Annotated in this window: 21 protein-coding genes and 2 tRNA genes; 8 read left to right on the forward strand and 15 right to left on the reverse strand. The window is 55.5% G+C overall.

The annotated features are described in order from the left end of the window. Positions 1-14: 14 nt before the first annotated feature. On the forward strand, positions 15-2,477 hold the full coding sequence (gene pheT / locus GFH31_RS05360) for a phenylalanine--tRNA ligase subunit beta (protein ID WP_118656801.1): 2,463 nt from the start codon (positions 15-17) through the stop codon (positions 2,475-2,477). Between the two features lie 27 nt (positions 2,478-2,504). Next, positions 2,505-4,034 (forward strand): glutamine-hydrolyzing GMP synthase, encoded by a 1,530-nt coding sequence (gene guaA / locus GFH31_RS05365; RefSeq protein ID WP_153498303.1) that lies wholly within the window; start codon positions 2,505-2,507, stop codon positions 4,032-4,034. A gap of 56 nt (positions 4,035-4,090) precedes the next feature. On the opposite strand, the gene GFH31_RS05370 is transcribed toward guaA, so the two are convergent. Genes GFH31_RS05370 through GFH31_RS05380 form a run of 3 tightly spaced genes read right to left on the reverse strand, consistent with a single transcriptional unit; the run spans position 4,091 to position 5,625 of the window. Continuing rightward, complete coding sequence (locus tag GFH31_RS05370; protein ID WP_153498304.1) at positions 4,091-4,243, reverse strand: hypothetical protein; 153 nt, start codon at positions 4,241-4,243, stop codon at positions 4,091-4,093. 26 nt (positions 4,244-4,269) lie between these two features. Continuing rightward, positions 4,270-4,932 (reverse strand): uracil-DNA glycosylase, encoded by a 663-nt coding sequence (gene ung / locus GFH31_RS05375; RefSeq protein WP_101572343.1) that lies wholly within the window; start codon positions 4,930-4,932, stop codon positions 4,270-4,272. A 21-nt stretch (positions 4,933-4,953) separates the two neighbouring features. Then, entirely contained in the window at positions 4,954-5,625 is a 672-nt protein-coding gene (locus tag GFH31_RS05380) for a helix-turn-helix transcriptional regulator (protein WP_055205424.1), read from the reverse strand. Between the two features lie 227 nt (positions 5,626-5,852). Here GFH31_RS05380 and GFH31_RS05385 point away from each other — a divergent pair, with 227 nt between their 5' ends. The 3 genes from GFH31_RS05385 (at position 5,853) to terL (ending at position 8,253) form a co-directional block, all read left to right on the forward strand. Then, entirely contained in the window at positions 5,853-6,131 is a 279-nt protein-coding gene (locus GFH31_RS05385) for a hypothetical protein (RefSeq protein ID WP_055205321.1), read from the forward strand. A 157-nt stretch (positions 6,132-6,288) separates the two neighbouring features. Next, entirely contained in the window at positions 6,289-6,690 is a 402-nt protein-coding gene (locus tag GFH31_RS05390; protein WP_125147213.1) for a hypothetical protein, read from the forward strand. 105 nt (positions 6,691-6,795) lie between these two features. After that, positions 6,796-8,253 (forward strand): phage terminase large subunit, encoded by a 1,458-nt coding sequence (gene terL, locus GFH31_RS05395; RefSeq protein ID WP_101572341.1) that lies wholly within the window; start codon positions 6,796-6,798, stop codon positions 8,251-8,253. A gap of 156 nt (positions 8,254-8,409) precedes the next feature. On the opposite strand, the gene GFH31_RS05400 is transcribed toward terL, so the two are convergent. From GFH31_RS05400 to GFH31_RS05415, 4 genes are all read right to left on the reverse strand, one after another. Next, complete coding sequence (locus GFH31_RS05400; RefSeq protein WP_055205318.1) at positions 8,410-8,826, reverse strand: ExbD/TolR family protein; 417 nt, start codon at positions 8,824-8,826, stop codon at positions 8,410-8,412. A 3-nt stretch (positions 8,827-8,829) separates the two neighbouring features. Beyond that, positions 8,830-9,531, reverse strand: a complete 702-nt coding sequence (locus GFH31_RS05405) for a MotA/TolQ/ExbB proton channel family protein (RefSeq protein WP_055205317.1) — start codon at positions 9,529-9,531, stop codon at positions 8,830-8,832. Between the two features lie 219 nt (positions 9,532-9,750). Next, positions 9,751-9,833 (reverse strand) — tRNA-Leu (locus GFH31_RS05410). 39 nt (positions 9,834-9,872) lie between these two features. After that, a tRNA-Leu gene (locus GFH31_RS05415) sits at positions 9,873-9,957 on the reverse strand. 424 nt (positions 9,958-10,381) lie between these two features. On the opposite strand from GFH31_RS05415, the gene GFH31_RS05420 reads away from it, so the two are divergent. From GFH31_RS05420 to GFH31_RS05430, 3 genes are all read left to right on the forward strand, one after another. After that, positions 10,382-10,966 carry a 50S ribosomal protein L25/general stress protein Ctc gene (locus GFH31_RS05420; protein WP_055205303.1) on the forward strand — a complete coding sequence of 195 codons (585 nt, stop codon included), beginning with the start codon at positions 10,382-10,384 and terminating at the stop codon, positions 10,964-10,966. Positions 10,967-11,067: 101 nt separating this feature from the next. Then, positions 11,068-11,631, forward strand: coding sequence for an aminoacyl-tRNA hydrolase (gene pth / locus GFH31_RS05425; protein ID WP_055205302.1), 564 nt, complete (start codon positions 11,068-11,070; stop codon positions 11,629-11,631). 9 nt (positions 11,632-11,640) lie between these two features. After that, positions 11,641-12,066, forward strand: coding sequence for an RNA-binding S4 domain-containing protein (locus GFH31_RS05430; RefSeq protein ID WP_055205301.1), 426 nt, complete (start codon positions 11,641-11,643; stop codon positions 12,064-12,066). Positions 12,067-12,137: 71 nt separating this feature from the next. Here the strand turns inward: GFH31_RS05430 and tatC are convergent, their stop codons facing one another. The 8 genes from tatC to GFH31_RS05470 all read right to left on the reverse strand — a co-directional run bounded on the left by tatC (position 12,138) and on the right by GFH31_RS05470 (position 21,482). Beyond that, on the reverse strand, positions 12,138-13,010 hold the full coding sequence (gene tatC / locus GFH31_RS05435; RefSeq protein ID WP_172970805.1) for a twin-arginine translocase subunit TatC: 873 nt from the start codon (positions 13,008-13,010) through the stop codon (positions 12,138-12,140). Between the two features lie 87 nt (positions 13,011-13,097). Continuing rightward, positions 13,098-13,343 carry a twin-arginine translocase TatA/TatE family subunit gene (locus GFH31_RS05440; protein WP_055205300.1) on the reverse strand — a complete coding sequence of 82 codons (246 nt, stop codon included), beginning with the start codon at positions 13,341-13,343 and terminating at the stop codon, positions 13,098-13,100. A gap of 252 nt (positions 13,344-13,595) precedes the next feature. Next, positions 13,596-16,370: a glycoside hydrolase family 78 protein gene (locus GFH31_RS05445; protein ID WP_153498305.1), complete on the reverse strand. Its 2,775-nt coding sequence runs from the start codon at positions 16,368-16,370 to the stop codon at positions 13,596-13,598. Positions 16,371-16,408: 38 nt separating this feature from the next. Continuing rightward, positions 16,409-17,407 (reverse strand): diacylglycerol/lipid kinase family protein, encoded by a 999-nt coding sequence (locus tag GFH31_RS05450; RefSeq protein ID WP_153498306.1) that lies wholly within the window; start codon positions 17,405-17,407, stop codon positions 16,409-16,411. 5 nt (positions 17,408-17,412) lie between these two features. Then, positions 17,413-18,876 (reverse strand): aminoacyl-histidine dipeptidase, encoded by a 1,464-nt coding sequence (locus GFH31_RS05455; RefSeq protein WP_118656791.1) that lies wholly within the window; start codon positions 18,874-18,876, stop codon positions 17,413-17,415. 35 nt (positions 18,877-18,911) lie between these two features. Next, complete coding sequence (locus tag GFH31_RS05460) at positions 18,912-19,865, reverse strand: phosphoribosylaminoimidazolesuccinocarboxamide synthase (RefSeq protein ID WP_153498307.1); 954 nt, start codon at positions 19,863-19,865, stop codon at positions 18,912-18,914. 26 nt (positions 19,866-19,891) lie between these two features. Then, positions 19,892-20,851, reverse strand: coding sequence for a PhoH family protein (locus tag GFH31_RS05465; protein WP_055205295.1), 960 nt, complete (start codon positions 20,849-20,851; stop codon positions 19,892-19,894). Positions 20,852-20,864: 13 nt separating this feature from the next. Further along, positions 20,865-21,482: a porin family protein gene (locus GFH31_RS05470; RefSeq protein ID WP_055205294.1), complete on the reverse strand. Its 618-nt coding sequence runs from the start codon at positions 21,480-21,482 to the stop codon at positions 20,865-20,867. Positions 21,483-21,650: the final 168 nt, after the last annotated feature.

Here is a 21,650-nt window from a genome sequence, read left to right on the forward strand (position 1 = left end):
AACAAGATAGAACGATGAAAATTTCATTGAACTGGCTGAAAGCCTATATCAAAACCAACCTGAACGCCGAACAGATCTCCCGGACACTGACCCAGATCGGACTCGAAGTCGAGGGATTCGAAAAAGCGGAATCGATCCGCGGGGGACTCGCCGGACTGGTCGTCGGCGAAGTGCTGACCTGCGACAAACACCCGGACGCCGACAAACTGCACGTAACGACGGTCGACCTCGGCGACGGGCAGCCGACCCAGATCGTATGCGGCGCGCCGAACGTAGCGGCCGGACAGAAAGTGGTCGTAGCGACGATCAACGCCATGCTGTATCCGACCGGCGAAGAGAACGGCTTCAAGATCAAAAAAAGTAAAATCCGCGGCGTCGAATCATTCGGTATGCTGTGCGCCGAAGACGAGATCGGCGTGGGAACGAGCCACGAAGGAATCATCGTACTGCCGGCCGACGTGAAAGCGGGAACTCCGGCGAAAGAATATTTCCAATTGGAAGACGATTACCTGCTCGAAATCGGCCTGACGCCGAACCGGGCCGACGCGATGTCGCACTACGGCGTAGCGCGCGACCTGGCCGTCTACCTGAAGGCCAACGACATCCCGCACGAACTGATCCTGCCTGCGGTCGACGCGTTCGGCCGGGACAACGATTCGAAAACCATCGCCGTGGAGGTAGCCGATTCCGAAGCCGCGCCGCGTTACATGGGCGTAACGATGACCGGAATCAAAATCGCGCCTTCGCCGGACTGGTTGCAACAACGCCTGCGAGCTATCGGCATTAACCCGAAAAACAACGTGGTCGACATCACGAACTTCATTTTACACGAAACCGGACAACCGTTGCACGCATTCGACGCGGCGAAAATCAAAGGAGACAAAATCGTCGTGAGAACCTGCCCGGAAGGGACGCCGTTCGTTACGCTGGACGGTGTGGAACGCAAACTGTCGGCCGAAGACCTGATGATCTGCAACGCCGAAGGGCCGATGTGTATCGCCGGCGTGTTCGGCGGACTCGACTCGGGCGTATCGGACTCGACGACCGAAGTATTTATCGAGAGCGCCTATTTCAACCCTGTCTGGATCCGCAAAACGGCCAAACGCCACGGACTGAGTACCGACGCGTCGTTCCGCTACGAACGCGGAATCGACCCGGACATGACGCCTTACGCGCTCAGGCGCGCCGCGCTGCTGATCCGCGAACTGGCCGGAGGCGTCGTTACTTCGGCCGTAACCGACATCTACCCGGTGCGGATCGAGCCGTTCCGGTTCGAGGTGTCGTACGACCGGATCGTCCGGCTGATCGGCAAAGCGATCCCGGAGACGACCGTCCGGAAAATCATCGACGCGCTCGGCGTGACGATCGAATCGGAACGCGACGGCGCATGGCAGGTCTGCGTACCGCCTTACCGCGTCGACGTGCGGCGCGAGGCCGACCTCGTGGAAGACATCCTGCGGATTTACGGCTACGACAACGTAGAGATCCCGATGCACGTCAACTCGACGCTCTCCTACGCTCCGAAGCCGAACCGCGACAAGCTGATCAACATGCTCTCCGATACGCTGAGCGCCAACGGATTTTTAGAGATTATGAGTAATTCGCTGACTAAAGCGGCCTATTACGAAAACTTATCGGCCTACAAAGCCGAAAATTGCGTGCAGATTCTCAACCCGCTCAGCAACGACCTGAGCGTAATGCGTCAAACACTGTTGTTCAACGCAATGGAGGCGATCCAACTGAACGTCAACCGCCGCAACGGAGACCTGAAAATCTACGAATTCGGCAACTGCTACTCTTACGATCCGGCAAAAGCCGAAGAGGGAGGGCTCGCGCCGTACAGCCAGCGGGCAATGGTTTCGATGGCCATAACCGGCGCAGACCACGCGGCTTCGTGGAACGTTCAATCGCAGCCGAGCACTTTTTACACGCTACGGAGCGCGGCTGAAAAAGTGCTGAAAAAATTCGGTGTCGACCTGAACGACGCGACCACCGAACCGCTCGACAGCGACCTGTATGCCGAAGCGGTCCGCTGCAAATTCAACGGCAGACAACCGCTGCTCGAAATGGGCGTCGTGTCGCGGAAGATCCGCAACCTGTTCGACGTTAAAGCGGACGTTTATTACCTCGAACTGAATTTCGACGCGCTGGTCAAACTGACCCGAAACCATACGGTCACGGTCAGCGAACTGCCAAAATACCCGGAAGTGAAACGCGACCTGGCACTGCTCGTGGACAAGAGCGTCAACTTCGCGCAACTGCGCAGGATTGCTTTCGCGACCGAGAAAAAACTATTGAAGAGCGTATCGCTGTTCGACGTATACGAGGGCGACAAGCTGCCGGAAGGCAAAAAATCGTACGCGCTGAGTTTCGTCCTCGAAGACCGTGAAAAAACGCTGACCGACCAAGTGATCGACCGGACGATGGGCAATCTGATCCGCGAATTCGAACGGCAGGCCGGAGCGCAGATCCGCTAAACGCACGAAAAACACATCTAACAGAATATGCAGGAAAAAATCTTGATTCTCGATTTCGGTTCACAGTACACGCAGCTGATCGCACGCCGCGTGCGCGAGCTGAACGTCTATTGCGAAATCCATCCGTACAACCACTTCCCTCAGCCGGACGAATCGGTCAGAGGAGTGATCCTCTCCGGAAGTCCTTATTCGGTACGGGACGCCCAGGCGCCTCAGGCAGACCTGTCGGCGATCAAGGGACGCTTTCCGATGCTGGGCGTCTGCTACGGGGCCCAGTACCTGTCGCAACAATTCGGCGGCGAGGTAAGACCATCGGCCACAAGGGAATACGGACGCGCGATACTATCGAAAGTCGTTGCGAACAACCCGCTGATCGCAGGCCTTTCGGACAGGACGCAAGTATGGATGTCGCATGGAGATACGATCGTGAAGATTCCGGAAAACTACCGCATCATCGCCAGCACGGACACCGTTCCGGTCGCCGCCTTCCAGATCGAAGGCGAACAGACCTGGGGCATCCAGTTTCACCCGGAAGTGTACCATTCGACCGAAGGCAAACAACTGCTGAAACATTTCGTCGTGGATATCTGCGGCTGCCGCCAACAGTGGACGCCCGACTCGTTCATCGAATCGACCGTCCGCGAACTGCGCGACAAGATCAAAGGCGACAAGGTATTGCTGGGACTCTCCGGCGGCGTCGATTCGTCGGTGGCGGCCGAACTGCTGCACAAAGCGGTAGGCGATCAGTTGGTCTGCATCTTCGTCGATATGGGCCTGCTTCGCAAAGACGAATTCGAATCGGTGCTGAAATCCTACGAGTCGATGGGACTGAACGTAATCGGCGTACGGGCCGGCGATAAATTCCTCGCCGACCTGGCCGGCGTGACCGACCCGGAAAAGAAACGGAAGATTATCGGCCGCGATTTCATCGAAGTATTCGACGCCGAGGCGCAGAAACTGACCGACGTGAAGTGGCTCGCCCAGGGAACGATCTATCCCGACGTGATCGAATCGATCTCGGTCAACGGCCCGTCGGCGACGATCAAATCGCACCACAACGTAGGGGGGCTGCCCGAAAAGATGAACCTCAAAATCGTCGAACCGCTGCGACTGCTGTTCAAGGACGAAGTACGCCGCGTGGGACGCCAGTTGAACGTTCCGGCGGATATCCTCGGGCGCCATCCGTTCCCGGGGCCGGGACTCGGCATCCGTATCCTCGGCGAAGTGACGGCCGAGAAAGTCCGTATCCTGCAAGAAGCCGATAAAATCTTTATCGACGGACTGAAAGAGTCGGGACTGTACGATCAGGTCTGGCAGGCGGGCGTGATGCTGCTGCCGGTTCAGTCGGTCGGCGTGATGGGCGACGAACGCACTTATGAAAACTGCGTAGCGCTGCGCGCGGTCACCTCGACGGACGGCATGACCGCCGACTGGGTACACCTGCCCTACGATTTTCTCGCTAAAGTCTCGAACGACATCATCAACCGCGTAAAAGGAATCAATCGCGTCGTTTACGACATCAGTTCGAAACCGCCCGCAACGATCGAGTGGGAATAGGACGATTCACCGAATCAAACGCCCGGACGTTCATACAGGAACGATCCGGGCGCTTTTCATTCGGTCAGCGCGGCAGGCCAATTCGGATCGTTCGCATCGGCCGTAGCCAAACGAATGTCGTAAACGATGCCGTCGCCGCAATAAGTGTAGTACAGATAAATCGGTCCGTCCTTAACGACCATGCAGGAGCCTCCGGTCCCGTAAGCCACTTTATGAATTAATTCGTTCGTACCCGCTACCAGCGGATCGGTGTCCTTCCGATACTTTGCAGGTATTGATTCGCCTGACTGAAATGACGGCACCCGAAAAAGCCCCGGTAAGCCGACAGCGGGGACGGATGCACGGTCTTCAGGATACAATTCCGCTGCGGATCGACCATCGACGCCTTACGCTGGGCGTAAGACCCCCACAGCATGTAGACAATCCCCTGTTTTTGCCGCGCGATAGCCTGTACGACGGCATCGGTAAACTGCTCCCACCCTTTTCCGGCATGCGAAGTCGCCTCGTGGGCGCGCACCGTCAACACGGCGTTCAACAGCAACACACCCTGTTCGGCCCAACGGTCGAGGTTGCCGCTCTGCGGAACCGGCGTCCCCGTATCGGCGTTCACCTCCTGGAAAATATTGACCAGCGACGGCGGAAACTGCACCCCGTCGTTTACAGAGAAACACAGGCCGTTGGCCTGCCCGACGCCGTGATAAGGGTCCTGCCCGATAATCACGACCTTCAGATCGTCCGGATCGCACTTATCGAACGCCCGGAAAATATTTTTCCCGGCGGGAAAAACCTGCCTCGTGGCATATTCCTGTTTGACGAACGCGGCAAGCTGCTCGAAATAGGGTTTCTCAAACTCCGCTCCGATCAGATCTTTCCACCGCGGAGCTATCTTTACGTTCATATCGCTATAAATTTAGGTTAGTTACCGGATCGAGTTCATCCGTATGCTGGCTTTCACGAAAGCCAGCGCACGGATTCTGGATATTTCGACGTCCTTGTCGGCATGATGGACATTCTGGCTCACCAGTCTGACGCACCCCTCCTTGTCGGACTTCTGGATATATTTGACCGTAATGTACTCCTCGCCGTCGATGTCGATCGAAAGCAGGTACATATCGCCCCAGAAAATGTCGTTGATGTCGTTCAACTGCTTGTACAGCACGATATCGCCGCTTTTGAGCAACGGATACATGCTGTCGCCTACGACATAAATCGCCCCGTCGCACTTCGGCAGATTCGGAATGTGGATGTAATCCACCGGCTGCCGGGACGCCTTGTCCAGAAATAGCGGAACGAGGCCCGCCGTCCCCTCCACGTTGTACAGCGGCACGCTCTGCGATCCGACCGGGCGGTCGCTCCCCTTCAGGAAAGTCCGCTCGGGGAACTGCTCGTTGAACATGGCTCCCGTTCCGGATTCAAGCCATTCCGGATTGACATTCAATGTTTGAATCAAAATATTGCGGTTTCGTTCCGACAACGACGCCCTTCCGGTTTCGATCATCGACAACGCGCTTTTACCGATCCCTATGATACGGGCCATATCTTCTTGAGTCATCGACAATTCAGAGCGAATCATACGCAGCCGGTCGCACAAAATACGGATATCGTTATTTTTTTGCATTTTTTCAGGCAAAAATGTGTTTTATTAAAATATTGAACTTATATTTGTACTGCAAAGTTAAACAGTTTTACACAAAATTCAAATAGAAATTGATATAAAGACTATTACAAGCTTTCCAAATTCAAATCTTAGATTCAAAAATTGTATAATCCATTTCGAACCGTTCTTATTTAATCTTTGTATTCAAAACTGCAAGAATTATGATCACGATCACCAAACAAATTTACGAAGAAATTGCGGAACTTCTATTGGAAAAAATTCGGGAAAAAGATTTTTTTAACGGCACCGTCGAATACGACACCGACGAATTCTATTCCTCGCTGACCTGTACGCTGATCATTTGCCGCGCCCCGGAAACCGGAATCATCCTCTCGGTACTCCCGGTGTGGTGGAACTACGACATCGCCCTGATCGATGGGGAGCAGCAAAGCGATTTCAGTTGGAACACCCTGAACCGATTCCTCGAAAGCCGGTTCTAAACATCGGAGATCCTGCCTTATGAACATGACAGGTCCGGCGTACAGGTCCGGCGGGAAACGCATCCCGGTCGCGCGACCGCCCCGGCGCTCCGACCCGGAAACAAGTACGGGAAGCGCATCGGCGCCCGACGCGCTTCCCGGCACAAACCGAAAAACCATGACCGATTCCGAAAAAGCTTCCGTTTCGTCCGTTTCCGCAGGGGCTCCCGCCCCGGCCCGGCAGGAGAAGGCATCCTCCACGTTATACCCCAAAGCCCTGAAAAGCCTCGAAAAACGAATCCGGGGCTACCTGCTGAAAGAGGTCAAGACGACCTACGAATACGACGGAGACGGCAACAAACGAATCAAAAACGAAACGATCACCCGCAAGCAGGTCGCCCCCGACCTGGCGGCGATCACATTCGCGCTGTCGAACCTCGATCCGCAACGATGGCGCGCAAAATCCGCTGCCGACACGGGCAGTCCTCCGGACAACGACACTGCGGACGACGACCGTCCCGACCTGTCGGGACTGTCCGAACAAGCGCTCCGTGAAATTTCGGGATTGTCGGAACTCTGACGAACCGGTCGTACCCGTCCGAAATTTACTCCGGAGTACGACCGAATCCGACTCCGGTAAAATGGAAACCGCCCCCGTAACTTTTCGTCTTAACCATACCGATCTATGCTGCTTTCAAAACGACAGGCAGCGGCGGAACTCGCCCGCCGCTCGCTATGCGATTTCGCGCGGGTCTGCCAGCCGGCGATCCGCCTGACCCCGTTCCATCGCACTTACTACAATACGCTCGACCGCTTCGCGCACGGACAAATCCGCAGGCTGATCGTTTCGGTGCCGCCGCAACACGGCAAATCGCTCGGGTCGTCGGTGCTGCTGCCGGCTTACCTGCTGGGAATCGCACCGCAGACCCGAATCGCGCTGGCCTCGTACAACCTGCGGCTCGCGTCCCGCTTCAACCGCCGGGTACAACGTTTGATGAGCGAACCCGCCTACCGGGACGTTTTCCCCGCGACACGGCTCAAGACGTCCTCCGCAAAACAACCGAACGTGATCCGCACGAGCGACGAATTCGAACTGATCGGCGCTCCGGGCGGTCTGCTCAGCGTCGGGCGCGAAGGAGCGCTGACCGGCAACCCGGTCGACGTTTTCATCCTCGACGACCTATATAAAGACGCGGCCGAAGCCAATTCGCCGCTGATCCGCGACCATGCGTGGGAATGGTACAATGCGGTCGTCAAAACCCGGTTGCACAACGATTCGCGCGAACTGATCGTCTTCACGCGCTGGCACGAAGACGATCTGATCGGACGGATCGCCGCCCACGAACCGGTACTCGAACTGACCGCCTCCTCGGAATCTTATAACGGAAAAACGCAGGCGGAACAATGGCTGCACCTGAACTTCGAAGCCGTCAAACAAAGTCCCCCCACCCCTTCCGACCCGCGAAAGCCCGGCGAAGCGCTGTGGCCGGAACGCCACGGCATACGGTTACTGGAACAAAAACGCAGACTCGACCCGCTGCTGTTCGAGACAATGTACCAGGGACATCCCGCCGTACGCGAAGGACTGCTATACGGCGACAATTTCAAGACCTACGACCGCCTGCCGGAAGATACCGTCCGCCGGGCCAACTACACCGACACGGCCGATACCGGCGAGGACTACCTGTGCTCGGTCTGTTACGAGGTGGGGCGCGACGGTATCGTCTACATTACCGACGCGGTCTATTCGCCGCTCGGCATGGAGGAGACGGAGATCCTGGTAGCCGACATGCTGCTACGCAACGGCACCGTCGCAGCCCGCATCGAAAGCAACAACGGCGGCCGCGGATTCGCCCGCGAAGTAGCGAAACGATGCCGCGAAGTACGGGTCGAGTGGTTTCACCAGAGTCACAACAAGGAAGCCCGTATCCTGTCGAACGCCCCGGCCGTACTGAACCGCATTGCGATGCCGGCCGGATGGCAGATCCGCTGGCACGTCCTGTACGGCGACCTGGTCACCTTCCGGCGGCTGTTCCGCGCAAACCGGCGCGACGACGCGCCGGACGTGCTGACCGGCATCATCGAGACGGAAAGCGAAACCGCTTCGCGAAAAAATATCCGGGCCGTCGGATTCAGCCGGTAACGACCGGCGGGTCGGCACGACCGCCGGCAGTTATGCGACACAGAATCGCCGCGGCCGCCGCATCGCATGTTCCGTAAGAGACGGATCGCTGAACACAAAACCCTCCGGGCGTTGCAAGAACGCCCGGAGAGTTTCATTCCGGCATCGATCATCCGGCTATTTTTTCTCAACAAACAGCAACATTTTCAACTGAAGCCTGTTCGCTATATCGATCAGATCTACGACCGGCTGTAGGTTCAGCGACATGTCGGCCTGCAGCAAGACGACATACTCGATCTCCGCATTCCCCTCTTTCTTGTTCTTGACCATCGAGGCCAGCGCCGGCTCGATCTCCTTGAACTCCACTTTCCGGTCGTCGATGAAATACTGACGGTCGGCCGTGACCGCCAGCATGATATTCTTTTTGGTAATCACCTTCTCGGCCGTGCTCGAATGCGGCAGCATCACCTTCAGCGCCACCGGCGTGACCATCGTGGAGATAATCAGGAAAAACAGCAGCAGGAAGAACATGATGTCGTTCAACGATGCCGTGTACACCTCGGCGAGCCTTGTTTTTCTGCGTTCGATTTTCATCGGTTACGGTTTAACGGCGTGATCCCGGTCGGCGCGGATCGCCTTCAGCGCTTCGTTGGCGACAACGTCCATCTGCAACACGATCTTGTCGATCCGGTTATTGAGCAGCGAATACCCCGAATAGGCAATGATCCCGACCAGCAGCCCGGTACCGGAGCAGATCATTTTTTCGTACAGACCGTTCGAAATCGTGGAAATATCCAGCACGCCGGACTTCGAAATGTCGTAGAAGATCCGGATCACCCCGAAAATCGTTCCCAAAAAACCCAGCATCGGCGCGACCGACGCGGTAATGGCGAGGTAATTCATCCCTTTTTCCATTTTGGAAATCTGCAAACGCGCCTGAATCTGCATCGACTCTTCGACGTCCTGCAAAGTCCGGTTGTCGTTTTTCAATCCCGCTGCGACCACCTTGAACGACGGGAAAGTCCGGCTCGCGGCAAATTGGCCGGCTTTATCGGAATCGCCGGCATAGATCAGTTTCAGCAGGTAGCCGAACGCCCGGCTGTCGTGCTTTCCGAGCTTGCGTAGCATGTACCATTTATCGGAAATAATGAAAATCGCCAAACCCGCCAGCAGGAAAATCGGGATCAGAATCAGCCCCCCCTTCATCAACAGGCTGAAATAACTCTCGCTATGAACCGCGGCGGCCGGCTCTGCCGGAAGGTTTGCGACGGCCTGCAAGAAAATACACAGTAAACCCATATTCGTTCGATAAATTTATGGGACGACGACACGCACGACGCTCCGCAATCCCGCTATGACCTACAAAAATATATCTTTTCCCGGTTTCGGAATCACTTTTCGGAAATAAACTTCACCCGAGTCTCAAAAACGGGCAAAACGCCATCGGCCTGCGCCCGAATCCGGCGAACGATCGGAAATAAAAAACTCCTAAGTCCGAAAACTTAGGAGTTCAAACGGTGCCCAGGAAAGGACTCGAACCTTCACATCATCACTGACACTAGTACCTGAAACTAGCGCGTCTACCATTTCGCCACCTGGGCAATCCAATACCTCAAAAAACTCAAACCCTTCGGTTCCCGTGCCCAGAACAAGACTCGAACTTGCACGTCGTAAACCGACACTACCCCCTCAAAGTAGCGTGTCTACCAATTTCACCATCTGGGCTTATATCTTATTTACAACAGGAATAAAGTTCATTCAAAATTCAAAGGAAAGCTACAGAAAGAGAAAAATCTCACTTCTGCGGCATTTTCCTTCTACTAACCTAAAACTACTAACCTAAAACTACTAACCTAAAATGAACCTAAAACTTCGTTGCAAAGATAAAACTTTTTTCCGAATCGTCCAAAACTTTTTTCCGTCCGGATCATTCTTTTGAGAACGCCCTTTACGTGTATCCCGTAAAAGTGCTGCAAAGGTAACCAAATTTGGAATAATCCAAAATATCAGGACATAATTTTTTCGATTTTTTTTATTTTCCCGTTATTAATCCTATCTTTGCGGCTGCAAAAGGCGCGATGGGGCGACAGAGTTCGAATCTCTCTTCTGTTTCTGAGTAGCGCCGGATAACACAAACACAATCAAAATTATGGAAACGATCAAAATCGCCGGCGTGAAACGTAACGCATTCGGCAAAAAAGAGAGCAAAGCCGTACGTAAAGAAGGCATGGTGCCGTGCGTAATCTACGGAAACGGGGAGACCATTCATTTCGCAGTGGAAACGCGTTCGCTAAGGCCGCTGATCTACACCCCGCAGTCGTACCTCGTGGAATTCGACATCGACGGCAAAAAAGAAGTAGGCGTAATGCGCGAAGTACAGTATCACCCGGTAACGGATAACGTGTTGCACGTGGATTTCTTCCATGTAATCCCCGGCAAACCGATCTCGATCGACGTTCCCGTGAAGTTGACAGGCAACTCGGAAGGCGTCAAACTGGGCGGTAAGCTGATCCTCAGCAAACGAAAAGTACGCATCAGCGCCACCATGGAGAACCTGCCCGACGAAATCGTCGTGGACGTAACCAAACTCGGCCTGGGTAAAAGCATTTTCGTGGGCGACCTGCAATACGACAACATCGCGATCCTGACCCCCGCGTCGACTGCGATCTGCGCCGTTAAGATGACGCGTGCCGCCAGAGGCGCCGCCGCATCCGAAGCTGCCGCAGCGAAGTAGGACGACCGCGGAACGACCGCGACGACCGACATACCAAAACGCCCTGTCGCGAAGCCCCTGTAAGGGAAGCGACAGGGCTTTTTTCCTAAAAATCCGACACATTGAAATATCTGATCGCAGGGCTCGGAAACATCGGAGCCGAATATACGGAAACCCGCCACAACATCGGGTTCAAAGTGGTGGACGCGCTGGCGAAAGCCGCCGGCGTAGCGTTCGAAACGGGCCGCTACGGATCGGTCGCCGAACTGAAATACAAAGGGCGCACCTTCATCCTGCTGAAACCGTCGACTTACATGAATCTCAGCGGGAAAGCCGTCGGCTACTGGCTGAAGACCGAAAAAATCCCGATTGAGAACCTGTTCGTCGTCGTAGACGACATCGCCCTGCCGTTCGGCACGCTCCGCATCCGCGGGAAAGGAAGCGACGGAGGACACAACGGACTGAAAAACATCGCGGAATCGCTCGGGCACAACAACTACGCCCGGCTGCGTTTCGGGATCGGCGGAGACTTTCCGAAAGGGTTTCAGGTGGACTACGTCCTCGGCACCTGGACAAAAGAGGAGGCCGACGCCCTGCCCGAACGGCTCGATATGGCCGGAGAGGTCATCCGGTCGTTCGCAACGGCCGGACTCGAACGAACGATGAACGCATTCAACAACAAATAAGACAAAACGATGGGCGAAGATTTCTCGGTAAGAGTTGACAAATGGCTGTGGGCCGTGCGGATCTTCAAGACCCGCAGCGATGCGGCGGATGCGTGCCGCACGAACCGGGTATTGATCAACGGAGCTTTCGTAAAGCCTTCGCGGGAGATCAAAGTCGGAGATACGGTGACCGTAAAGAAGATGCCGGTCACTTACACATACCGCGTCGCGGCGATGGTCTCTTCGCGGCAACCGGCCAAGAATGTGCCCGATTACGTCGAAAATCTGACGTCCCAGGCGGAACTGGACAAGTTGCACATCCCGAAACTGACCGTTTTCGTACAGCGCGACCGGGGAACCGGCCGCCCCACCAAACGCGAACGCCGGGAGATCGATTCGCTGATGGGAGAGATTTACCTCGACGACGATTCGGAAACGTCCGGCGATTCAGAATAATCTTTTTCCGGTATAACAAAAGAGGAGCGCATGGGAATGCGCTCCTCTTCGTTATTTTATAACGAAAGCGGTTATTCTTCCAGGTCTTCCTGCGGCACGTCCACCGGATAACCGTTCGCAGCCTCCTCTTTCGCCTTTTTCCGTTCGACATGGCGGGCGAGGAATATACTCAGCTCATACAGCGAATAGAGCGGCAGAATTACCAGCACCAGGCTGAACAGGTCGGGCGGCGTGATTACCGCCGAAACGATGGTCAGCAGGATGATCGCATGTCGGCGGTATTTTCGTAGGAAAGCGGCCGTCACGATACCCATCTGCGTCAGGTAATAGATCAGCAACGGCAGTTGGAACACTGCGGCGCACGCCACCGACACGGTCAGTACGGTAGTCAGGTACGAGCGCACGTCGATCATGTTCGTAATATCGGCGCTGGCCTGATAACCGGCGAAAAAATTGATCGACAGCGGAACGATCAGAAAATAGCCGAACAACAGTCCGCAAAAGAAGCACACCGAAACGTAGAACACGAACATCCGGCTTTTGTAACGTTCGTAGCTGGTCAGGGCCGGAGCCACGAAGCGCCAGATTTCCCACAGCAGGTAGGGAACCGCCAGTACGACGCCCGTCACCATCGACACCTGCATATGCAGGTTGAACTGCCCGCCGAGCGCCGTATTCACCATATTCAGTTTGATATGGTTGATACACAAGGTGTCGTCGCCGAACAGCCGGTGCGATAACTCGCACAGCCAGCGGTTGGTCGGAAAGTCGGGGGACTGAGGCCCCATCAGCACCATATCGATGATAAACTTCTTGGCGACGAATGCGACGATCATGATGATGAACAACGCCGAAAAACCACGCACCAAATGGGGACGCAAAGCATCGATATGTTCAAAAAAAGTCATCTCGTTATCGGATGACTTTTCCTGTTTATCGGTCATAATATTCAAACGGTTAGCATACGATACACATTCGCGGTTCCGTAGAACCGCGCAAAGGCCCGGGCCCCTGCCGTATCCTGCAAGATTCTAATTCTTGGTAGTCTCGTCGGTCGGTTTTGCAGCGGGCGCAGAGGGAGCCGTCGTCTCGTTCTTGGGAGCTTCGGCCGTATAATCCTTGTTAATAGCGTCCTTGAACTCCTTGATACCGCGTCCCATGCCACGCATCAGTTCGGGAATTTTCTTGCCACCGAAGAAAATAACGACCAGCGCCACGATCACTAAAAGCTGCCACGGCCCGATCACACCCATTATCAACAAAGGTAAGTTAAGCATAATTTACATATTAGGTTTCACACTCAGGTTATTGCGGTCCGGGCCCCGATTCGCGTTTCCCGAAAGCCCGTTCGTCTTGCAAATATAACACAAAAAACAGATTTTTGTTGTTCGCAGGGCATTTATTTTAGCCTGTCCCCATTCCCGCGCATTCCGGTCGTTACGCATTCGACCGTCCAAACGGAAAAGCCGGCTTACAAAAAACCCCGCCGTTCGATCGGGCGGGGTCTTTTGTTTTTTCGGTACGTAAGCTTATTTCCCGGCCAGGAAATCGAAAGTTCCCGATCCCGCTTCGACCACCACGAAACCGTCGGCCGCATTGACGGACTTCACCGCTGGATTCTGCAACAGCGGCTTGCCGCTTTCGGTGACCTTATCGGCCGATGCGGCCGGGATGCGGATGCTGGCCGTCGTATTGGCAGGAATTACGACTTTCCACGAAAGTCCGTTCTCACCCTTCTTCCAATTGCTTTCGATCGGGCCGTACAGCGATTCGTACGACGCGTTCACCCAATCGAGCCCGTCGGGGAAATAGGGAGCCATAACGATTTTCTTGAAACCGACCTGCTGCGGATCGCTCTTGATCCCGGCCAGGTTCTCGTAATACCACGTCATCAGGTCGCCCAGCAACATCACGTGGTTGCCCGAGTTCATCGCCGGATCGGCCGTATCGCCGTTCCACAATTCCCAGATCGTCGTGGCGCCCTTGTCGATCATATAACCCCAACTCGGATAGGTACGGTTCGTAGCGATCGTGTAAGCCAGGTCGCCCTTGCCGTGCTCGGTCAGGCCGCGCATCAGGAACTGGATTCCGATCAGGCCGGTGCTGACATGGCTGTCGAATTCGCCCTGGGTTTTTTCCACGATATTTTCGAACACCTTGCCCTGCAACGAATCGGGGGTCAGATCTTGCATCAGCGACAGGATGTTGGCCGTCACCGTGTTGTTGGCGTACTGACCGGTTTCGGCATTCAAGAACATCTGGTTATAAGCGCTCTTAATATTGGCGGCGAGCTCCTGGTAAGCCGGAATATCGGCCTCGTTGCCGCTGATTGCGGCGAATTTGCTCATAATGTTCAACAAACGGTAGTAGAAACTGGTCGCGAGCAGGCGGCCGTCGGTTTTGCGGGCCGGATCGGCCGAGTGGATCAGTTCCTGGCTTTCGGGAGGCATACACCAGTCGCCGTACACGTCGTTGATAACGACATTATCCTTCATCTGCGTGTCGCGGATGAAATCCATCCACTTTTTCATCGAAGCGTAATGCTCCTTGATCGGGCGGCTGTCGCCGTACTGGTTGTACAACATATCGGCCACGCAAATGTAAGCGGCGGGCCAGGTTACGTTGCCGGAGTGCTGGTCGAACGTCCAGAAAGCCGGAGCCACGTCGGGCACGCAACCGTTTTCGCTCTGGATCTGTTCGATATCCTTCAGCCACTTTTCGTAAAGCAGCGCATGACGGAACATGAAACTTTCGCCGATGCAACCCATCGCGCGGTCGCCGAGCCATCCCATACGCTCGTCGCGCTGCGGACAGTCGGTCGGCATACTGCGGTAATTGCCGCGAATACCCCAGAACGCATTGTGGTAAATCTGGTTGATCGTCGAATCGGACGACTCGAACGAACCGACCGTTTCCATCCGGTCGTAATTGACTTTCCCTTTGAAATTTTTCAACTCGGGCTTGTAGTTCAGTCCGGTAATCTCTACGAAACGGAACCCGTGATAGGTGAAACGGGGTTCCCAGCTAAACAGGCCGTCCGACGCAGGCGTATAGATGTCGGTCACGTGCGCGCCGCGCAGGTTGTCCATATACAGGCTGCCGTCGTCCTTCAGCGTTTCGGAGAAACGCATCTTGATCGGCTTGTCCTTCTGCCCTTTCAGCGTTACGGCCAGCCATCCGACCAGATTCTGCCCCATATCGACGATGTAGGTACTGTCGTTCAACTGGTTGATCGAAACCGGGTCCACCGTATCCATCGTCATGATGTTCGGATTGCGCTGAGCGACCAATTCGCCTCCCGGAGCGCCTACCTTCCGGGCCTGCATCCACGCGCTGTCGTCGAAGCCGTTTTCGTTCCAGCCCTTCATCTCATAATTGGCGTTATACTCCTCGCCGTCGAATTCGTTGTTGGCGATGATCGGGCCGTTGGTGGTCAGTTTCCAACTGTCGTCGCTGACTACGACCGTTTTCGAACCGTCTTTATAAGTGATTTCCAGTTGTGCCAGCAGCTTCGGGTAGCCGAACTGACGCAGCGAACCGAGCAAACCGGCAGAAGGATCGCCCAGACGCATCGAGAAATAGCGCCCGTTGCCGAGGATCACCCCGATCGTATTCTGCTTGTCCTTCAGGAACTCCATCACGTCGAAAACATTGTAGTTGACCGACTTCGTATAGTCGGTAGCCGTCGGTGCGAAGATGTCCTCGTTGATCTTGCGGCCGTTCAGGTAGCATTCGTAAAAGCCCAGTCCGCTAATGTATAAACGCGCCGAAGCGACGTTCCCTTCCACCGGGAATTCCTTGCGCAGGTAACGGGCGGCCAGACGGCTGTCGCCGGTCAGGCGATCCGTCGCGTTCAGCGAACTGTCGATCCCGATCCACTGCGCCTGCCAGTCGCCGTCATCGAGCAGCGCCATCGACCACTGCGCGGCATCGCTCCACAGCGAGTCGCCCTTATTGGTGGTAATCAGCACCTTCCAGTAGTAATCCTTGCGGGATTCGAGCTGAGATCCCGCGTAAGGAACGAACGTAGACTGGTCGGACGAAACGACGCCCGAATCCCACACCAGATTTTCCGCTTTGTCGAGATCGGTCTTCGTAGGAGCCACCATGATCCGATAGGAAGTCTGCATCACGTCGTCCTGATCGGATTCGATCCGCCATCCGAAACGGGGATGCTGCTCGTCGAGCCCGATAGGGTTCTCCTGCAACTCGACAGTCAAATCGACGACGCCCGCCGGTTTTTCACCGCAGCCCATAAAAAACAACGCCGCGCAAACCAGTGATAAAAGTTGATTTTTTTTCATTTTTGGTTTTGTTAAGGTTAGTTCGTAAAAATATCGTTTTATTTTTTATTTTCCAAAATTCTATCCGCAACGGACTTGCCGGCGCTTCCTTCTTCCAGGAAGCGTTTGGCCACGACCACCCGGACGGCGCGGTCGATGATCTCGAACTCGAACGGCGAATATCCGAGCGCTTCGCCGTCAACCTCCAGCGCGATCTCGGGCGACGACTCGATCCGGATGCGCCTTCCCCGGTTCAGGCTCGTCTTGCTCAACCTGTAAATTTTCCCGTTGAACAGCACCTTGAAATGGAACAGCACCGAGAGCCAGCTCATTTTGCGAATCACGGTCAGGTCGAACAACCCGTCGTCGGCCACGGCGTCCGGCGTTTGTAACATCCCGCCGCCGTTGTACCTGCCGATCCCGATCGTAGCGCTGTAAACCAAGTCGTTAACGACCAATTCATCGTCGACATACACCTTGACGCCGGTCGAAGAGTAGCGCAGCAGGGCTTTCAGCGTGCTCCACAGATACAGCCATTTACCCCGCTTCCCTTCCTCTTTCAGGTGGTTGTAACGACGGTTCACGACGGCGTCGAAGCCCACCCCGGCCACGTTGGCCATATAACGCTCCTGCTTGTAAGTCGCCTTGTGGTACGAAACCACGCCGACGTCCTGCAAAAAAGAGTGTCCTTCGACGATCGCCCGGATCGCTTCGGAATATTTGCGCGGAATCCCGAACATCCGGATCCAGTCGTTGCCGGTACCGACGGCGATCACGCCTACCAGCACCTCGGTCGTAGGAACCGCCTTTTGAATAAACAGGCCGTTGACCACCTCGTGGATCGTCCCGTCGCCGCCGACCACCATGATCTTGCGGAAACCGTTGTTGACCGCCTCGACGGCCAGTTCGATCGCATGGTACTTGCGTTCGGTGAACGCATACTCCGGCACGATGTGGTGATCGCGCAATAACTTGCTGATCAGCGGCCAGTCGCTCAGTCCCTTGCCGCTTCCGGCGACGGGATTGACGATGGCAAACCATTTATCGAACGTCTCCATAACCTTTACGATCTGAACGGTACATTGCGGAGCGTGGCCAGCAGATACTGCCAGAAACGGCCGACCGACGCGACGTTCACTTTTTCGTCGGGCGAATGCGGGTGCAGGATCGTCGGGCCGAACGAAATCATATCCAGCGCAGGGTAATTCGTACCGATGATCCCGCACTCCAGTCCGGCATGGATGGCCGTAACGACCGGTCGGCGACCGAACAGCGACTCGTACGACGCGATCATCGTATGCAGAATCGGCGAATCCGGATTCGGATTCCAGCCGTCGTAACCGCCCTCGAGCGCGACTTCTGCTCCCGCGAGTTCGAATACCCCGGCGATCCGGTCGCCCAGATCGGCCTTTTCGCTATCGAGCGAGCTGCGTAACAGGCAGTGCACCAGAATCTCCCCGCTTCCGGCGGTGACCCGGGCCAGGTTGGACGAAGTCTGTACCAGCCCCGGCATCGACGGATTCATCCGGATTACGCCGTCGGGACATCCGCGTACGGCCCGGATCAATTGCCGTTGCGATTGCGGGTCGATCAGCGAATCGGGCCGCCGGGCATCCGTAATCCGAACGGTCACCGCATCGTCGACGCCCCGGAACTCCTCTTTCAACACCGATTCGAGACCGGCGGCCAGCGTCCGAAAAACATCCGAGACAGCGTCCGGAACGACAACCGTCGCCGTCGCCTCACGCGGAATGGCATTGCGCAGGCCGCCGCCGTCGACCGACGCCAACCGCAAGCCGCACTCCCGCTCGCACTTTCTCAACAGCCGGAACAAAATCCGATTCGCATTGCCGCGTCCCAGATGGATATCGATGCCCGAATGTCCACCTTTCAAACCGCCTACCGCAATCCAGAAAGCCTTATATCCTTCAGGAACAATATCTTCACGATACGTCATGCGCACCGAAGCATCCAAACCGCCAGCGCATCCGACATACAGTTCGCCCTCCGTCTCGGAATCCAGGTTAACCAGTATCTCGCCGTCGAGCATTCCGCCTTTCAGACCGCGGGCCCCGTCCATGCCGGTCTCCTCGGTCGCGGTGATCAGCGCTTCCAACGGCCCGTGCACGACGTCCTCAGACTCCATAACGGCCAAAATCGCAGCAACTCCGATCCCGTTGTCGGCTCCGAGCGTCGTTCCGTCGGCCCTTACCCATTCGCCGTCGACACGGACTTCGATGGGATCTTTCGTAAAATCGAACCGCTTGTCGCCGTTTTTCTGCGGAACCATGTCCATGTGCGCCTGCAGAATGATCCCCTTGCGGGACTCCATGCCCGGCGTAGCCGGTTTGCGCAGGATCACGTTCCCGGCATCGTCGACCGTACAGGCGATGCCGTGCGTCCGCGCTTCGGCGACCAGATACGCCCGAATCGCCTCCTCGTGCCGCGACGGACGCGGCACACGAGCGATCTCGGCGAATTTTTCCCACACCTCGCGGGGCGAAAGCCCATCCAGATTCGTATTCATAAAAACCCGTTTTATCTAAGCTCTCCGAACAAACCTCAGCGCAGCCGTGCCAGCATGTTCTTTACATTATTTTCGATCCGCGAAGTGATATCGGCCGCTTCGTCCTTGACGAATTGCTCGCCGGTGATCTTCTCGTACAGCTCGATGTACCGGTCGCTGACGCTCCCGATGAACTGGTCGGTCATCTGCGGAACCTGCTGTCCGGGCTTCCCCTGGAAACCGTGGTCCATCAGCCATTCGCGGACAAACTCCTTCGACAACTGACGCTGCGGCTCGCCTTTCGCAAAACGTTCCTCGTAACCGTCGGCATAGAAATAGCGCGAACTGTCCGGCGTATGAATCTCGTCGATCAGGTAGATCTCGCCGTCCTTCTTGCCGAATTCGTACTTCGTATCGACCAGGATCAGGCCGCGCTCGGCAGCCATCTTGCTTCCGCGATCGAACAACGCCAACGCGTATTTTTCGAGCATTTCGTAATCGGCCTTCGAAACCAGTCCTTTGGCGATGATCTCCTCTTTCGAAATATTCTGATCGTGCTCGCCGATCTCGGCCTTGGTCGTCGGCGTGACGATCGGGTGCGGGAAACGCTGGTGTTCGCGCATTCCGTCCGGAATGGGCACGCCGCAGATCTCCCGGGCGCCGGCTTTGTAATCCCGCCACGAACTGCCGGTCAGGTAAGCGCGCACGATCATCTCGACCGGAAACGAGTCGCAGCGGTAACCGACCGTCACCATCGGATCGGGCGAAGCGATTTTCCAGTTCGGGCAGATATCGGACGTGGCGTCGAGAAATTTCGACGCGATCTGGTTCAGCACCTGTCCTTTGTAGGGAATCCCTTTCGGCAGGACGACGTCGAACGCCGAAATCCGGTCGCTCACGACCATCACCAAATACTGGTCGTCGATATTGTAGACATCACGTACCTTTCCTTCATACAGGCTCTTCTGCCCGTCAAACCGGAAATCGGTTTTTACGATTGCTTTTGTCATGTTTGTTTCGATTTATATGTTTCGAGTCATTCTTTCTCGGAGTTGCCGGCATGTCGTTCGAAGGCTTCCACGATGTGCTTTACCAGCCGGTGACGGATGATGTCGCGGTTGTCGAATGCGACGATCCCGATACCGTCGATCCCTTTCAGCATCTCCACAACGGGCATCAGACCCGAATCGCTACGCCGCGGCAGGTCGATCTGCGTGATGTCGCCGGTAACGATAAACCGGGCGTTGCGCCCCATGCGGGTCAGGAACATTTTGATCTGGGCGACCGTCGTATTCTGCGCTTCGTCCAGGATGACGAAAGCGTTGTCGAGCGTCCGCCCGCGCATATAGGCCAACGGCGCAATCTGCACCGTGCCGTCTTCCACGTATTTACCGAGTTTCGCTGCCGGAATCATGTCGTTCAACGCATCGTACAGCGGCTGTAAGTAAGGATCGAGTTTCTCCTTCATGTCGCCGGGCAGAAAACCGAGCTTTTCGCCGGCTTCCACGGCGGGACGCGTCAGAATGATGCGTTTCACTTCGCGGTTCTTCAGCGCCCGAACCGCCAGCGCGATCGCCGTATAAGTCTTGCCCGAACCGGCCGGGCCGATGGCGAAAATCAGGTCGTTGCGGTCGTACAGGTTCAGCAGGCGCTCCTGGTTGACGGTGCGCGCCCGGACGACCAGGCCGTTGTTGCCGTAGACGATCACATGCTGGTCTTCCGGATCGTCCTGCACCGCAGAGAGTCCCCCGTCGTAAATCTGGTCGATCACCTGCGGGGATATATGGCCGTAACGCTCGTAATAAGCCAGCAGTTCGGCAAGCTTCTTGTCGAACCGCACGATCTCGCTCTCCTCCCCCATCACCTTGATGGCGGAACCGCGCGCCACGATTTTCAGTTTCGGAAATTTACCGCCGATTTTTTCGATGTTGGCATCGGCGAGGCCGTAAAACTCCACCGGGTCGATCCCTTCGAGAAGAATTACTTTTTCGGTCATCCGCGTACAGGATTTAGAACAGGTAGCTAATGTTCAACTGCCACTGATTCATGCTCGTCTTGTAAGTGCGGGCCTGCTGCTCGCCCTTGACCACGGTGAGCTCCGGCTTTTTGAACTGGCCGCCGTAACGCATATCCACGTTGACGCGCCCGAATTCGACGCCGCCGCCCAGTTGATAACCGACCAACGATTTTGCGAGTTCGGTATTGATCGCCGCCGAAGTATTTTTCAACTTGTTGCCGGTATCGTTCATCAGCGTGAAAACGGGGCCGGCAAACAACCGCACAAATGCGATTTTCCACCCCACGAGGATCGGCAGCTCAATGTTGTTCACTTTTACCTTCGTCGTGGCGCCGTCCTCCATATCCATCGTAAAGCGATGCTTGGCATAGTTCAACTCCGGTTGTATATACAACATCGGAAAATTGATCCTGGCCACGAAGCCGAACTGATAACCGAAATCCTTATCGGCCGAAAACACGCCGAGCACCTCGTCTTTCGAAGCGTGAAGACTCTGGCTCTGGATACCGGCCTTGATCCCGAAACGAATCGGGCCTTTGGCCCCGGCATTGTTCGTTATTCCGCATAAAATCAATGCGATCGCAGTCGTGAGCAAACACCTTTTCTTCATAGATTGCATATTTACACCGTTAAACATTTCAAAGGTAGAAAAAATTTCAGGAACTTTTTTCAATTTATTCCGACAATGAGAAATAACCGTCGAAAATACGACGAAAACAGTCTTTTCAACAAATCGGAATTTTCCGCATCCGATAACGAAATCCGGAATAAAAATCGT

The sequence above is a fragment of the Alistipes sp. dk3624 genome, assembly GCF_009557455.1.
GTDB lineage: Bacteria > Bacteroidota > Bacteroidia > Bacteroidales > Rikenellaceae > Alistipes_A > Alistipes_A hominis.

Excerpts from the sequence above, each read along its gene's own strand:
- GFH31_RS05405 (WP_055205317.1), bottom strand. The coding sequence starts at position 9,531 with ATGGGTTTACTGTGTATTTTCTTGCAGGCCGTCGCAAACCTTCCGGCA.
- pheT (WP_118656801.1), top strand. The coding sequence starts at position 15 with ATGAAAATTTCATTGAACTGGCTGAAAGCCTATATCAAAACCAACCTG.
- GFH31_RS05450 (WP_153498306.1), bottom strand. The coding sequence starts at position 17,407 with ATGGAGACGTTCGATAAATGGTTTGCCATCGTCAATCCCGTCGCCGGA.
- GFH31_RS05470 (WP_055205294.1), bottom strand. The coding sequence starts at position 21,482 with ATGAAGAAAAGGTGTTTGCTCACGACTGCGATCGCATTGATTTTATGC.
- GFH31_RS05440 (WP_055205300.1), bottom strand. The coding sequence starts at position 13,343 with ATGCTTAACTTACCTTTGTTGATAATGGGTGTGATCGGGCCGTGGCAG.
- GFH31_RS05445 (WP_153498305.1), bottom strand. The coding sequence starts at position 16,370 with ATGAAAAAAAATCAACTTTTATCACTGGTTTGCGCGGCGTTGTTTTTT.
- terL (WP_101572341.1), top strand. The coding sequence starts at position 6,796 with ATGCTGCTTTCAAAACGACAGGCAGCGGCGGAACTCGCCCGCCGCTCG.
- GFH31_RS05420 (WP_055205303.1), top strand. The coding sequence starts at position 10,382 with ATGGAAACGATCAAAATCGCCGGCGTGAAACGTAACGCATTCGGCAAA.
- GFH31_RS05465 (WP_055205295.1), bottom strand. The coding sequence starts at position 20,851 with ATGACCGAAAAAGTAATTCTTCTCGAAGGGATCGACCCGGTGGAGTTT.
- GFH31_RS05455 (WP_118656791.1), bottom strand. The coding sequence starts at position 18,876 with ATGAATACGAATCTGGATGGGCTTTCGCCCCGCGAGGTGTGGGAAAAA.
- GFH31_RS05390 (WP_125147213.1), top strand. The coding sequence starts at position 6,289 with ATGACCGATTCCGAAAAAGCTTCCGTTTCGTCCGTTTCCGCAGGGGCT.
- tatC (WP_172970805.1), bottom strand. The coding sequence starts at position 13,010 with ATGACCGATAAACAGGAAAAGTCATCCGATAACGAGATGACTTTTTTT.
- GFH31_RS05400 (WP_055205318.1), bottom strand. The coding sequence starts at position 8,826 with ATGAAAATCGAACGCAGAAAAACAAGGCTCGCCGAGGTGTACACGGCA.
- GFH31_RS05460 (WP_153498307.1), bottom strand. The coding sequence starts at position 19,865 with ATGACAAAAGCAATCGTAAAAACCGATTTCCGGTTTGACGGGCAGAAG.
- guaA (WP_153498303.1), top strand. The coding sequence starts at position 2,505 with ATGCAGGAAAAAATCTTGATTCTCGATTTCGGTTCACAGTACACGCAG.
- GFH31_RS05430 (WP_055205301.1), top strand. The coding sequence starts at position 11,641 with ATGGGCGAAGATTTCTCGGTAAGAGTTGACAAATGGCTGTGGGCCGTG.
- ung (WP_101572343.1), bottom strand. The coding sequence starts at position 4,932 with ATGAACGTAAAGATAGCTCCGCGGTGGAAAGATCTGATCGGAGCGGAG.
- GFH31_RS05385 (WP_055205321.1), top strand. The coding sequence starts at position 5,853 with ATGATCACGATCACCAAACAAATTTACGAAGAAATTGCGGAACTTCTA.